Raw genomic sequence first — 12364 nt, 5'->3', positions numbered from 1 at the left:
CCACGCTTTGTCCCCTGGCGCGTCACCCATCCGAGATTTCCGGCACGCGCTACTCCTCCGTCGGCATATGCAGATACATCGACTGGATGCCGACGCGGCCCGGACCGGTGAAGCGGTTGACGATGAAATTCATGTTGGCGCCGAAGAAGCCGCTCGACAGGCGGTCGATCTTGGTTTCCATCCTGACCGAGGTATCCTTGAACAGCCAGCCGCCCGGCTCGATGTCGATGGTCTCGCCGGCGGCAAGCGTCTTCTCGAAGACATTGCCGTAGCCGTGCAGCCAGACGATGCCGTCGCCGCTGTCGCCGCGAAAGCGGTCGATGAAGAAGCCGCTCTGGCCAAACAGCATCGTCGCCAGGCCGCGCACCCGCTCGAATGTGTAGTCGACATTTCCGGTGGCGGCGAGAAACTGGTGTTCGCGCACCTGGATCTCCTCGCCGCGCCTGAGATGGATCGGCACGATGTGGCCGGGCCCGTCGCGGCTGAAGGCGATGATGCCCGCTCCCGATGCCTCGGTGACGAAGATCTGCATGCCGGCCATCATGCGCTTCAGAGCACCCTTCAGCGATTTCAGGCCGATGGTGATGGTGGAGTTCTTCCACAACAGGATGTGATGCTCGAAATAGACGGGCATTTGCGTCACATCGACAGACAGCACGGGCACCAGCTCGCCCGCTATGTGATAGGTGACGCCACCAAAGGTTTCGTCCGACACCTGTGTCGGCATCAGTTCCGGCAAGCTTGGCATGGTTTCCCCCTCGCGCCTTGCGCGCCAGCCCATTCCGGCTTCCGCACGGTCAGCTGCCCGCAGCTTGGTGTGTGACCCTCAGGCCGTCAAATGAAAACGGACCCTTGCCGCACCGTTCGCGCGAAGGTGATCCAAATAGCTATGCGCCAAGGGGATCAGCCGGCAAGGGGCCGGCGATAGACCAGCGTCGGCTCGCCAGAGACACCTGTGTGCTCGCCGGCATCGCCGGATCGCACGAAGCCGTTTGCTTCATAGAAGGCGATGGCGCGCGTGTTCCGCGCCTCCACTTCCAGACGAATGGCGCGAGCTTCAGGGAAACTCTCGATGATCTCGTCGAGCAGCATGCCGCCAATGCCCCTGCCCTGCAGGCCGGGCAGCACGTAGAGCTGTTTCAGGACAACCTGTTCTCCGCCATCGACGCCTTCGGCAAAAGCCACGCCACCAATGCGCTTGCCGTCATCGGCGACGAGGAACTCGCTGTTCGGCTTGGTCAGCCGCGCCCTCAGCGAGGCAGTCGAGTGCCACTCATCGGTGATTTCGGTGACCTTGGCGGCGCCATAGATGGCATCGTAGGTGGCGTGCCAGGTTTCAACCAGCAGCGCCCGGATGGCGGCGAGGTCGCGTTCCCCGGCGGTGCGGACGAACATCGCTTTCTCTCCCGCCTATGCCGCGACGCGATCGCGTCTGAAATCGATCGCCGCAAGCAGCACGACCCAGACCAGAAGCACCATGCTGCCCGGCATGTTGGCCGCCATGGCAAGGCCGGAGAAACCGGTTGCCGCGGTGGCCAAGCCGCCGAACAGGACGCCCACGGCGGCGGCGCCGCCGAGCAGCGACAGCCATAACGGACAGCGCCTGGCCTGATGGAGGGCGACAGTGGCGAGCAGAACCGTCAAGCCGAGCAGCATGGCGCTGATCGCGGCAAATCCGACTTCCACCTGGCGCACGGCGAAGGCCGCGCTGAACAGCGACGGTTTTGCCGCGGCATCGGCTGCGGCCCAGGCATTGACCACCGCTTTCAGCGCAATGCCGTCGACGGCCTGCAAGGCGGCAGCCGCTGCCAGCGATGCCGCGCCGAACACGATCGTCAGCAGGGTCGAGCCACGGGCCGGGCCGTCGGACAGGCGGCCAAGGACCAGCAGCAGCCCCGCAACCATCGCGAAGACGCCGGCAAGCTGTGCCATGTGGCTGTAGAGCCAGATATGGTCGGCGGCATATTCACCGAAGGCGGCAAGCGCGTCGTTCGGATCTTCATGCATCGGATGCAGCGACGTGCCGACAAAAAGCAGCACGGCGCCGATAATCAACAGGGCCGACGAGACGCCTGTCGGGTTGCCCGACTTTGCGCCTGTGCTCATTGATCCGATATGCCGAGCTTGGCCTTGACGAGGTCGTTGACCGCTTGCGGATTGGCCTTGCCGCCCGTCGCCTTCATCACCTGACCGACGAACCAGCCGGCCATGGTCGGCTTGGCGCGCGCCTGTTCGACCTTGTCGGGATTGGCCGCGATCACCTCGTCGACCGCCTTCTCGATGGCGCCGGTGTCTGTGACCTGCTTCAAGCCACGGCTTTCGACCAGCTGGCGCGGATCGCCGCCTTCATTCCAGACGATCTCGAACAGGTCCTTGGCGATCTTGCCGGAGATGGTGCCATCCTTGATCAGGTCGATGACCGCGCCGAGCTGATCGGGCGAAACCGGAGCATTTTCAATATCCTTGCCGGCCTTGTTCAACTGGCCGAGCAGATCGTTGATGACCCAGTTGGCGGCGAGCTTGCCGTCGCGGCCGGAGGCCACCTTCTCGAAATAGTCGGCGATCGACTTTTCCGACACGAGGATCGAAGCGTCGTAGGTCGACAGACCCAGCGAGATGATGAGCCGCGCCTTCTTGTCGTCGGGCAGTTCCGGCAGTCCTTCGGCCAAAGTGTCGACATAGGCCTGGTCGAATTCCAGCGGCAGAAGATCGGGATCGGGGAAATAGCGGTAATCGTGCGCCTCTTCCTTCGAGCGCATGGAGCGCGTCTCGCCCTTGACGGCATCGTACAGCCGCGTCTCCTGGTCGATCTTGCCGCCGTCCTCCAGGATGGCGATCTGGCGGCGCGCCTCATAGTCGATGGCCTGGCCAATGAAGCGGATCGAGTTCATGTTCTTGATCTCGCAGCGCGTGCCGAACTCGCCGCCGGGCCGGCGTACCGAGACGTTGACGTCGGCGCGCAGCGAGCCTTCATCCATGTTGCCGTCGCAGGTGCCGAGATAGCGCATGATGGTGCGCAGCTTGGTGACATAGGCCTTGGCCTCATCGCCGGAACGCAGGTCAGGCTTGGAGACGATCTCCATCAGCGCCACGCCGGAGCGGTTGAGGTCGACATAGGACATGGTCGGATGCTGGTCGTGCATCGACTTGCCGGCATCCTGTTCCAGATGCAGGCGCTCGATGCCGACCTCGATGTCCTCGAACTCGCCCTGGCGGTCCGGTCCGACCGACACGATCACCGTGCCCTCGCCGACGATCGGCTGCTTGAACTGCGAGATCTGGTAGCCCTGCGGCAGGTCGGGATAAAAATAATTCTTCCGGTCGAAAACCGACTTGTGGTTGATCTGCGCCTTCAGACCGAGGCCGGTGCGGATCGCCTGCTTGACGCATTCCTCGTTGATGACCGGCAGCATGCCCGGCATGGCCGCATCGACCAGGCTGACATTGCCGTTGGGAGCAGCACCGAAAGCGGTCGAAGCGCCGGAAAACAATTTGGCTTCCGAGATGACCTGCGCATGCACTTCGAGACCAATGATGATTTCCCAGTCGCCGGTGGCGCCGGAGATCAGGCGCTTTGCGTCGGGTGTGCGGGTATCGATAAGTGTCATGGTAGCCTGCGCTTCTAGCTCGCGAATATTGCGATTTTCGCGAATTTGGGTGTTGGCCTTCGCTAGTGCAAACCGCTTCGCGAGACAAGCGCAAAGCCACCGGCTGGCCTTTTCAGCCGCTTTTGCCTATAGGACATCAATCCCAATGGAGAGTGGATGTCCACTTACGCTCAGTCCCGGTAGGGCCCTGACCTCGTAGCGAGGCAGGGCAGAAAACCTGAAACCCCGTGCCGCGAAGCTTCGCGGCGGCGGCATTTTCTGTTTTCCCGGAAACTCTCCATATGGATATTTCGCGCACTGAACAGCGCATCCTGCACCTGCTTGCGCAGGGCGGACGCATTGAAATCGAAAAGAACGAGAAAAAGCGGATCGCCTCCGTCAAATGCCTGACCCGTGACGGCTGGCATTATCCGGGCGTCGATCTCGGCCTGTTTCGAAAGCTGAAGCGGAAAAAGGCAGTTTCGTCGTCGGGTGGCGGTCCCTACCGCATCACTAGGCGCGGGCTCGAACTCGTCCGTTCCGAACTCGACAACAGATAGAAATAGGTCCGCCGGCCGGGTCTCCGGCCGGCGGGCTCCGTTCACCGCTCAGGCGGTGGCGATGTAGGCCCTAATCTCGTCGGCCTCGCGCTCGACATCCTCGATGCGGCGCTTGACCACGTCGCCGATGGAGACGATGCCATCGAGCAGGCCGTCCTTTTCCACCGGCAGATGGCGGAAACGGCCCCTGGTCATGATCTCCATCACCTCGTTGACCGTGTGGTTCTCGTTGCAGATCTTCACCTTCGGCGTCATCGCCGAACGCACGGCAATATCAAGCGCGGCGGCACCCTCCTTGGCGACGACACGCACGATATCGCGCTCAGAAAGAATGCCGACGATCTTGCGATCGCCGTTGGTGATGACCAGCGCACCGATCTTGTGGTCAGCGAGCATGCGGATGGCCACGCTAAGTTTTTCATTCGGCCCGAGCGTCAACACGTCGTGGCCTTTTCTCTCTAGAATTGCCTTAACCGTCATGGCGTCCTCCTCTGCTTTTGCCTGCCGGTTCCTGCCTGACCGGCTTTCACGTAAGAGTGAACATCGTGCGCCGTGATCGGCTGCATTTCAAGTGCGGCGGTCGGTGGTTTCCCACTCAGGCGGCTGCCATCGCCTGTCGAACCACCGCAGGCCGAAGAAGCCGGCGACGAAGCCGCCAATATGGGCCTCCCAGGCGATCTGACCGTCTATTCCAGGCGCAAAGCCGAGAAGGCCAGTGGCGAGGTTGATGATCATCCACACGGCGAGGAAGATCACGACGCCACGCAAACGCAACACGATGCCGATCGGCAGCACCGGGCCGGCGAAGGCTGCCTTGCCGGCCGAACGGTCGGTGCGGAAACCGAACCGCGCGGCGGCGCCCATCATGCCGGAAATTGCGCCGGAGGCGCCGACCAATGGTGCCTCTCCGTACGGATGCATGGCCCAGAACAGCGCGACGGAAGCCAGTCCGGTGGCAGCGAAGAACAAGGCGAACCTGAGCCCGCCAAGGCGATTGGCCAGCGGCGAGCCAAAGGCGGCGAGGTAGACCATGTTAATGGCGATATGGGCAAAACCGCCATGCATGAAGGCATAGGTGAAGGGCCGCGTGAACAGGAACCAGTCGAAGCCGTATTGTCCGGTGTAGAGGATGGGGATGAAGGCCCCATCGTACAACAGCGTCATCTGCTGCTCGTCGTTCAGCACATATTGCTGCAGCAGATAGACGGCCGCGCAAATGCCGATCACCACCAGCACTAGGGGCGGCAGATTGAACACCGGCTCGCGCCGGGGCTCCGGCGTCGGTTCGGTGGGTTCGGCTTCCGAAGGGCTTACCGGTTCACTCATACGCGTCTTGGTCCTGGGATTCGATGCGCGAGCTTTAGAGCAAGGATACCCGACTTGGAACAATTCTGTTTCTCGAACGGCGAACACGACGTACGGCGTCGCCCTCATTTGCTATGAAACGAAAGGAAACGAAGCGGAATTGCTCCGGGATTTGAAAAACTCGCAACGCGCGTTCTCGGAGGCGACAGGCCCCCTCCCTAGAATGCGGCGCCATAACGGGTGAGAACGACGGCCAAAACTCGCCGCCCCAAGCGCAATGCCATAACCCGAAGCTCACGCATCTTGCCCCCAGCACCCTCAGCTATCGCCGTCTCCGTCAACGGGATCGAGAAATCCTTCGGGCCGACACGCGCGCTCGCCGGCGCCGATCTTGCCGTCGCGCCCGGTGAGGTCGTGGCGCTGATGGGCGCCAACGGCGCCGGCAAATCGACCTTGGTGAAGATCCTTTCGGGGTCGTACACGCCCGACGCGGGCACGATCACGCTGGGTGGCAACATTGTCACCTTCGCCTCGCCCAGCGCCGCCAAGGCGGCCGGCATTGCGACGGTGCATCAGGCGACCGACCAGGCGGGTGCCGCCGGATTGACGGTTGCCGAAAACCTCCTGCTTGACGAGCTTTGCGGCCGCAGCGGACACTTTCTCGTCTCGGCGGCATCGATCCGCCGGCGGGCGCGCGCGGTCGCGGCGCTGATCGACCTCGATCTGCCGCTCGATCGCGACTTCATCGATCTGCGCCCGGCGGAACGCCAATTGATCGCCATCGCCCGCGCCGTCGCGGCCAAGGCCTCGGTGCTCATCCTCGACGAGCCGACGTCAAGCCTGTCGACCACCGAAGCCGAGCGGCTGTTCGCCATCATCCGCCGGCTGCGCGCCGGCGGCATGGCAATCCTCTATATCTCGCACCGGCTTGGCGACCTTGCGGCCATCGCCGATCGCGCCGTCGTGATGCGCGGCGGCCGAATCGTCGGTGCCTTTACCAGGCCGATCGATTTCCCCGCCGCGGTCGCGGCCATGATCGGCCGGACATTGGAAGCCGCCACGCATGACAGCAAGGCATCAACCGCGCCGATCATCGCCTCCATCAGGCGCGCGCGGCTGGTTGCCGGGGCGGAGCCTTTCGATCTCGACCTGCGCTCCGGCGAGGTCGTCGCCATCACCGGCACGCTCGGATCGGGCAAGAGCAGGCTGCTGCGCGCGCTTTTCGGACTGGAAACGCTGGCGCAAGGCGGCTTCGTGCTCGACGGAAAGCCATGGCTGTCGAGCGGGCCGGCGCAGTCGATCGAAAGCGGTGTGTTCATGGTCGCCGAGGATCGCTGGCAATCGTCCTTGCTGCCGCCCGAAGTTCCCGGCGCCTCGATCGCCGGCACGATCGCCCTGCCGCATCTCAAGCGCTGGTTTCCAAGCGGCCTGCTGCGCACAGCCCGGGAACGCAAGGTCGCGGCCGATGCGATCTCGCGGCTCGGCATCAAGGCGCGCGGACCCGACGACACGCTCGACGAGCTTTCAGGCGGCAACCAGCAGAAGGTCGTGCTCGCGCGATGGCAGGCGGCACCTTGCCGGCTGCTGCTGCTCGACGAGCCGTTCCAGGGCGTCGACGTCGGCGCACGCGCCGATCTGATCGCCGCCATCCGCAACAGCCAGAGCGGTTCCGCCACGCTGATCGCGACCAGCGACACCGAAGAGGCGCTGGAGGCTGCAGACCGCATCCTCGTCATGCGCAACCACACACTTTATGAGGCCGGAGACGGCCATGGCTCACTGACCGACCAGATCGGCAAGGTCGAGAGCGACAAGGCCGGAGACAACAGATGACCTATCCGACGACGACGCAGCCGTCCGCCTCGCGCACATCGCTTTTCCGCGAAACGCGCCGCTACGCCCTCTTCGTGCTGCTGGCGCTGATGGTGGTGGGGTTCTGGTACGCGCAGCCCGCCTTCATCCGCTCGACCAATCTGTTCTCGATCCTGCAGGCGGTTTCGGTGGTGGCGATCCTCGGCGTCGGGGTGTCGATCACCATGGCGGCCGACGGCTTCGATCTGTCGGTCGGCAGCATCGCGGCTTCGTCGGTGATGGCGGCGAGCTATGCCATGGTCGTGTGGCAGCTGGACGCGGCCCAGACCATAGTGCTGGTCTTGCTGATGGGTGCCTTCATCGGCCTCGTCAACGGGCTGCTGATCGTCCGCGTCGGCGTACCCGATCTTCTCGCCACGCTGGCGACCATGTTCCTGCTCGCCGGCCTGCAGCTGATCCCGACCGGCGGCCGCTCGATCACCGCCGGCATGGTGCTTCCCGACGGCTCTTCGGTTCCCGGCGCCTACGATCCGGCGTTCCTGATCCTCGGCCGGTCCCGGCTCTTCGACACGATTCCGCTGTCTGTCGTGGTCATGGCTATCGTCGCCGTGCTGGCCTGGTTCCTGATGGAACGCACGCGCTGGGGCCGCGTCTTCTATGCCATCGGCGGCAATGAAACGGCCGCGCATCTCGCCGGTGCGGCGACCAAGAGATACCGGCTCTGGGCCTACATACTGTCAGGCACGCTTGCTTCGCTGGGCGGGCTGATCGTGGCCTCGCGCGTCGGCCGTGGCGACGTTTCGGCGGGCAATTCGCTGCTGCTCGATGCCGTGGCGGCCTCGTTGATCGGCTATGCCGTGCTCGACAAGCGTCGCCCGCATGTGATCGGCACGGTGGTCGGCGCCATCTTCGTCGGTGTGCTGCTCAACGGCCTCACCATGCTGAACGCGCCCTACTACACGCAGGACTTCGTCAAGGGCGTCGTGCTGGTCGGTGCGCTGGCACTGACCTTCGGCCTGGGAAAGAAGCGCTAACCCAATCGATTTCTCCTCTCCCTCGCTGGCGAGCGAGGGAGAGGAGAAAAAGGATCAGTTGGACGGGATCCAGCTGGCCGCCGCCGCGTCGCTCTGGCCGAAGGCGGGAAGCTTGGCGTCGAGATCCTCGACTGTCTTGATGCCGTTCTTGCGCAGCTCTTCCTGTGTCAGCAGCACCGGCTTGACGACGATGCTGTGACCAGGATCCTCGCCGGCGATCAGCTTGGCCGCCGCCCGCACCGAAACCGCGCCGACGACGGCCGGATTGGTGGCCGCGGTGGCGACCCACGGGCTTCCTTCGGCAGTGATTTCGGTGATATCGGCGGTGGACACGTCGGCCGAATAGATCTTCACCTTGTTCGAGATGCCGAGTTCGTCGGTGGCGAGTTTCACGCCGCGCGCGAACTCGTCATAGGGAGCAAAGACGACTGAGATATCGGGGTTGGCCTGGAACGCCGCCTTGGTCTGGTCGGCTGTCGATACCGCGGTCGTGTCGTTGACCGTCCCCCAGCGCGCCTTCTCGACAATGCCGGGATTGGCCTTCTTGGTCTCGTCCCAGATTTCGTTGCGGCGGTCGAGCGGCGCGAAGCCGGCGACATAGACATAACCGGCTTGGAACGAGGTGCCGTTGTCCTTGAGCGCCTGGCCGAGCGACGCCTTGGCAAGCTCGTGATCGGACTGTTCGACCTGCGGGATCTTCGGGTTGTCGAGATTGACGTCGAAGGCGACGACCTTGATGCCGGCATCGAGCGCTTTCTGCGCGACGTCCTTCAGCGCTTCGGGCTGGCCATGGTCAATGATGATGGCCTGGACGCCGAGATTGATCGCCTGGTCGATCTGGTCACGTTGCGCGGCCGCATCCTGCCGGCCGGAAAAGATCTGCAGGTCGATGTCGAGCGCCTTCGCCTGTTTCGTCGCGCCGGCCTGATAGGCCTGAAAGAAATCGCCGGCCGAGATGAAGGTGACGAGCGCCACTTTCACGCCACCGTTGTCGAAAGGAGCGGGAGCACCCGCGATTCCGGCTGCGTGAACGGTGCCGAGCGGAATGGCGCTGGCCAGCAGGCCGGCCGTGATCAGTCCAAGGATAGAAGTCTTCATGAAGGTTTCCCCAGAGAATTACGCTGACGAGGCACGTCTCCGGACCGCGGGATCGCCGCCGTCGCGCCTCAAGGAGCGAATTCACGAAGGGTACAGCGGCAACAGAACCGCTCGGAACGCAGATTTTTCTCTTTCGCGGCGCGTGATTGGCAAATGTTGCTTGCTGCCTGTCGCACAGCGCGGGGATCAGGCTATCCCGGCGTCATCGATCATCGGACCGCCGCAGGTGTCGCGATGAGCGAGAAATCATGCCCGCCGTTAACCGCGAATCACAGGGCGCGAATCAAAAAAGAAGCCGTCCAAGGTTTCCCTTGAACGGCCGGTCGAGCCCCCTGCTCCCCTAAAACCCTTGACTGAAGTGCTGCCGATCGTCGCGAAACGACCGCTTCTGGAGTGGTTTTGGTGTGCCATAGGGCCTGCCCGGGCGCAACGTAAACCAGTTGTTAACCTTAACGGCCCCGACCCGTGAACAAGTGTTAACGACGCTGGCACGCTTCCTGCTCCGCAACGCATGTAGGTCATCGGAGGGCGCCCTTCTGTTCACCGATGGGACATCAGACGACAGAATGCGCGGAGCAGCATACCATGAACCAAAACGGATCGATCACGCTGTTCCATTATTGGAACCGCCTGCGTGACGGACGCCCTGCTCCGAAGCGTTCGGAAGTTGAGCCCGCCGATATCAAGTCGCTGCTGGCCGATACGTTCATCCTGGAAAAGGACACACGCGGGCAACCCGTGTTCCGCCTGGCCGGCACCAGGCTCTGCGCCTGCTATGGCCGCGAACTCAAGGGGTTCTCCTTCCCGTCCTTGTGGCGCGAGAAGGATCAGCGTCTGGTCTCACGGCTGATTCATGGGGTTTTCGACCAGAAATCGGTGGTGCTGATCATGTTCGAGGGCTTCAGCCGCAACGGCCGCTCCAACAAGTTCGAATTGCTTGCCTTGCCGCTTGACGGCGGCATCGAAAATCCGCGCTGTCTCGGCGTGATCAGTGCCGCGGAGAAGCCGTTCTGGCTGGGCGCCGACCCGATCACGGACGCCATGATCGATTCGATCCGTGTCATCGATCCGGAGAAAGAGCTGCTCAACAACCGTCCGGCGATCGACGTTCCCTCGCTTGTTCCAGCCGAACTCGAGGCGCCTGACACGATCTCGGCGCTTGGCCGGGCGCGCCGCATCCGCCATCTCGTCGTCTTCGACGGCGGGCGCGAGGAATAGTTGATGATCGCACAGTCTTGCAGGCTCGTTTTTTCCCTTTGTTAACCCGCTTTGTTGTACTTCTTTGATGAAGTCCCTCGCATTGGCGCGCGGGGATGCCAAACGGGGTGTAGGCAGTCATGAGGTCAGCGGCGGTCGACTACGCGCCGTCCCAAGCTGAAAGGCGTAACTTTCAGCGCGTCCGGGTCAAAATATACGGACGATTCATGCTGGAAGACCGCACCGAGCATCCTTGCCAGGTTGTCGACATGTCGCCCGGCAACGTCGCGCTCCGCACCGACCGCATCGGCATGCCCGGCGAAAAAGTCATCGCCTATATCGACCATATCGGCCGCATCGAAGGTGTCGTCACGCGCACGCTGCAGGACGGCTTCGCCATGACGGTGATTGCGTCCGACCGCAAGAAGGACAAGCTGGCGGCGCAGCTGACCTGGCTTGCCAACAAGCACGAACTCGACCTGCCGGAAGACCGCCGCCACGAACGCGTCGCGCCGCGCAACCCGACCAGCGTGCTGCAGCTCACCGACGGCCGCCAATATCAGTGCCGGATCATCGACCTGTCACTGTCCGGTGCGGCGATCGAGATCGACGTCAAGCCGGCGATCGGCGTCCAGGTCATGCTCGGCACCATGCGCGGCCAGATCGTTCGCCATTTCGAGGATGGCGTCGCCATCGAATTCGCCGTCATCCAGCGCCCCGAAACGCTCGATTCAGAATTCAACACGCCACGCGCCTGACCAGATCCGTCGGGACGCCCCAGTCAGACCGGCCGTTAGCGGCCGGTTTTTTGTTTCTGGGCAACAGCGATTGATATCCGTTCTGACAGCCGAGGCTGCGACCTGTAACGCTCAGCGTAAGCGTCACGCATACCGCAAGCCCAGTCCTGGCAATCCAAACAATTCAATACTCAAATGATTCAAATTTTATGTTTATTCTACCGGCGTTTTACTTAAAGTCTACTTCGCGCCTTTGCGTCAAATAAATCCAGCTGTGGCAATGTCTCCTTCGAACGGGGAGACTAAAAATGAAAGCAAAGAGGGGCAAGCTGTTGCTGTTGGCAATGGCGATGCAGCTTTCCGCTTGGGGATCAGCATATGCCGCGGGACCGGCCTATATGCACACCGGCGGTCGGACCACGCAGCCTGTTGGCCATTATGAATTCTGCCAGCGCATCCCTAGCGAATGCAACGAGAAGACGCCCAAAGGCGCGCCGGTCGACCTGACCCGCAAGCTCTGGGCGACGATCGTCAACATCAACAATTCGGTCAACACCCGCGTCAAGCCGCGCACCGACATGGAGAACTACGGTGTCGAGGAGTACTGGGCCTATCCCGACAATGGCTATGGCGATTGCGAAGACTATGCGCTGGAGAAGCGCCGCGAGCTGATGAATGCCGGCGTGCCGGCGGGTGATCTGTTGATGACGGTCGCGCGCCAGCCGAATGGCGACGGCCACGCCGTGCTGACCGTGCGCACCAGCCTCGGCGAGTTCATCCTCGACAATCTGGAAACCAAGGTGCTGTCCTGGACGGACACCGACTACACCTATCTCAAGCGTCAATCGACGGAGAATTCCGGCGTTTGGGTGACGATCAACGACGGCCGCTCCGACGCGGTCGCCAGCGTCCGCTAGGACGCCAATGCATGTCGCCCAGAGGGGCAATGGTTTGCGACATGCATGGAACAGAGGTTAAGCGCGTCGCACTGACGCGAGGCGCTTGAGGAGAAACCCGGTCGAGTCCCCACCCTC

The 12364-nt window shown here is 62.8% G+C and carries 13 protein-coding genes; 6 read left to right on the top strand and 7 right to left on the bottom strand.

The window, feature by feature from the left end; all coding sequences use genetic code 11:
• Positions 1-49: 49 nt before the first annotated feature.
• The 4 genes from CKW40_RS35485 to gatB form a co-directional block, all read right to left on the bottom strand.
• On the bottom strand, positions 50-748 hold the full coding sequence (locus CKW40_RS35485; protein WP_095204411.1) for an AIM24 family protein: 699 nt from the start codon (positions 746-748) through the stop codon (positions 50-52).
• A gap of 155 nt (positions 749-903) precedes the next feature.
• The gene (locus CKW40_RS35480) at positions 904-1395 is read right to left on the bottom strand and encodes a GNAT family N-acetyltransferase (protein ID WP_095204367.1); all 492 of its coding nucleotides are present in this window, start codon (positions 1393-1395) and stop codon (positions 904-906) included.
• A 15-nt stretch (positions 1396-1410) separates the two neighbouring features.
• Positions 1411-2106 (bottom strand): hypothetical protein, encoded by a 696-nt coding sequence (locus CKW40_RS35475; protein WP_095204366.1) that lies wholly within the window; start codon positions 2104-2106, stop codon positions 1411-1413.
• A complete protein-coding gene (gene gatB / locus CKW40_RS35470; RefSeq protein WP_095204365.1) occupies positions 2103-3608 on the bottom strand; it encodes an Asp-tRNA(Asn)/Glu-tRNA(Gln) amidotransferase subunit GatB in 1506 nt (501 codons plus the stop codon). The genes CKW40_RS35475 and gatB overlap by 4 nt, the downstream gene beginning before the upstream one ends.
• A gap of 281 nt (positions 3609-3889) precedes the next feature.
• Here gatB and CKW40_RS35465 point away from each other — a divergent pair, with 281 nt between their 5' ends.
• Positions 3890-4147, top strand: a complete 258-nt coding sequence (locus tag CKW40_RS35465) for a YjhX family toxin (protein WP_095204364.1) — start codon at positions 3890-3892, stop codon at positions 4145-4147.
• Between the two features lie 48 nt (positions 4148-4195).
• On the opposite strand, the gene CKW40_RS35460 is transcribed toward CKW40_RS35465, so the two are convergent.
• Both CKW40_RS35460 and CKW40_RS35455 read right to left on the bottom strand, forming a co-directional pair.
• The gene (locus CKW40_RS35460; protein ID WP_095204363.1) at positions 4196-4627 is read right to left on the bottom strand and encodes a CBS domain-containing protein; all 432 of its coding nucleotides are present in this window, start codon (positions 4625-4627) and stop codon (positions 4196-4198) included.
• A gap of 87 nt (positions 4628-4714) precedes the next feature.
• Complete coding sequence (locus CKW40_RS35455) at positions 4715-5473, bottom strand: rhomboid family intramembrane serine protease (RefSeq protein WP_095204362.1); 759 nt, start codon at positions 5471-5473, stop codon at positions 4715-4717.
• A 282-nt stretch (positions 5474-5755) separates the two neighbouring features.
• Between CKW40_RS35455 and CKW40_RS35450 the strand changes: the two genes are divergently transcribed.
• The gene (locus CKW40_RS35450) at positions 5756-7285 is read left to right on the top strand and encodes a sugar ABC transporter ATP-binding protein (protein WP_095204361.1); all 1530 of its coding nucleotides are present in this window, start codon (positions 5756-5758) and stop codon (positions 7283-7285) included.
• A complete protein-coding gene (locus CKW40_RS35445; protein WP_095204360.1) occupies positions 7282-8298 on the top strand; it encodes an ABC transporter permease in 1017 nt (338 codons plus the stop codon). Before CKW40_RS35450 ends, CKW40_RS35445 begins: the two co-directional genes overlap by 4 nt.
• A 54-nt stretch (positions 8299-8352) precedes the next feature.
• Here CKW40_RS35445 and CKW40_RS35440 read toward each other — a convergent pair whose 3' ends face one another.
• Entirely contained in the window at positions 8353-9384 is a 1032-nt protein-coding gene (locus CKW40_RS35440; RefSeq protein ID WP_439331027.1) for a substrate-binding domain-containing protein, read from the bottom strand.
• A 597-nt stretch (positions 9385-9981) separates the two neighbouring features.
• Here CKW40_RS35440 and CKW40_RS35435 point away from each other — a divergent pair.
• The 3 genes from CKW40_RS35435 (at position 9982) to CKW40_RS35425 (ending at position 12247) form a co-directional block, all read left to right on the top strand.
• Entirely contained in the window at positions 9982-10614 is a 633-nt protein-coding gene (locus CKW40_RS35435; protein ID WP_095204358.1) for a PAS domain-containing protein, read from the top strand.
• Between the two features lie 119 nt (positions 10615-10733).
• Positions 10734-11351, top strand: a complete 618-nt coding sequence (locus CKW40_RS35430) for a PilZ domain-containing protein (RefSeq protein ID WP_095204357.1) — start codon at positions 10734-10736, stop codon at positions 11349-11351.
• Between the two features lie 287 nt (positions 11352-11638).
• The gene (locus CKW40_RS35425) at positions 11639-12247 is read left to right on the top strand and encodes a transglutaminase-like cysteine peptidase (protein WP_095204356.1); all 609 of its coding nucleotides are present in this window, start codon (positions 11639-11641) and stop codon (positions 12245-12247) included.
• The last annotated feature ends 117 nt before the right edge of the window (positions 12248-12364 follow it).

The organism is Mesorhizobium carmichaelinearum (genome assembly GCF_900199455.1).
Classification (GTDB): domain Bacteria; phylum Pseudomonadota; class Alphaproteobacteria; order Rhizobiales; family Rhizobiaceae; genus Mesorhizobium; species Mesorhizobium carmichaelinearum.
This window is presented reverse-complemented; position numbering and strand designations above follow the sequence as displayed.

Bases quoted from the DNA above. Each gene is read 5' to 3' on its own strand.
- CKW40_RS35485 (WP_095204411.1), bottom strand. From the start codon at position 748: ATGCCAAGCTTGCCGGAACTGATGCCGACACAGGTGTCGGACGAAACC.
- CKW40_RS35480 (WP_095204367.1), bottom strand. From the start codon at position 1,395: ATGTTCGTCCGCACCGCCGGGGAACGCGACCTCGCCGCCATCCGGGCG.
- CKW40_RS35475 (WP_095204366.1), bottom strand. From the start codon at position 2,106: ATGAGCACAGGCGCAAAGTCGGGCAACCCGACAGGCGTCTCGTCGGCC.
- gatB (WP_095204365.1), bottom strand. From the start codon at position 3,608: ATGACACTTATCGATACCCGCACACCCGACGCAAAGCGCCTGATCTCC.
- CKW40_RS35465 (WP_095204364.1), top strand. From the start codon at position 3,890: ATGGATATTTCGCGCACTGAACAGCGCATCCTGCACCTGCTTGCGCAG.
- CKW40_RS35460 (WP_095204363.1), bottom strand. From the start codon at position 4,627: ATGACGGTTAAGGCAATTCTAGAGAGAAAAGGCCACGACGTGTTGACG.
- CKW40_RS35455 (WP_095204362.1), bottom strand. From the start codon at position 5,473: ATGAGTGAACCGGTAAGCCCTTCGGAAGCCGAACCCACCGAACCGACG.
- CKW40_RS35445 (WP_095204360.1), top strand. From the start codon at position 7,282: ATGACCTATCCGACGACGACGCAGCCGTCCGCCTCGCGCACATCGCTT.
- CKW40_RS35435 (WP_095204358.1), top strand. From the start codon at position 9,982: ATGAACCAAAACGGATCGATCACGCTGTTCCATTATTGGAACCGCCTG.
- CKW40_RS35430 (WP_095204357.1), top strand. From the start codon at position 10,734: ATGAGGTCAGCGGCGGTCGACTACGCGCCGTCCCAAGCTGAAAGGCGT.
- CKW40_RS35425 (WP_095204356.1), top strand. From the start codon at position 11,639: ATGAAAGCAAAGAGGGGCAAGCTGTTGCTGTTGGCAATGGCGATGCAG.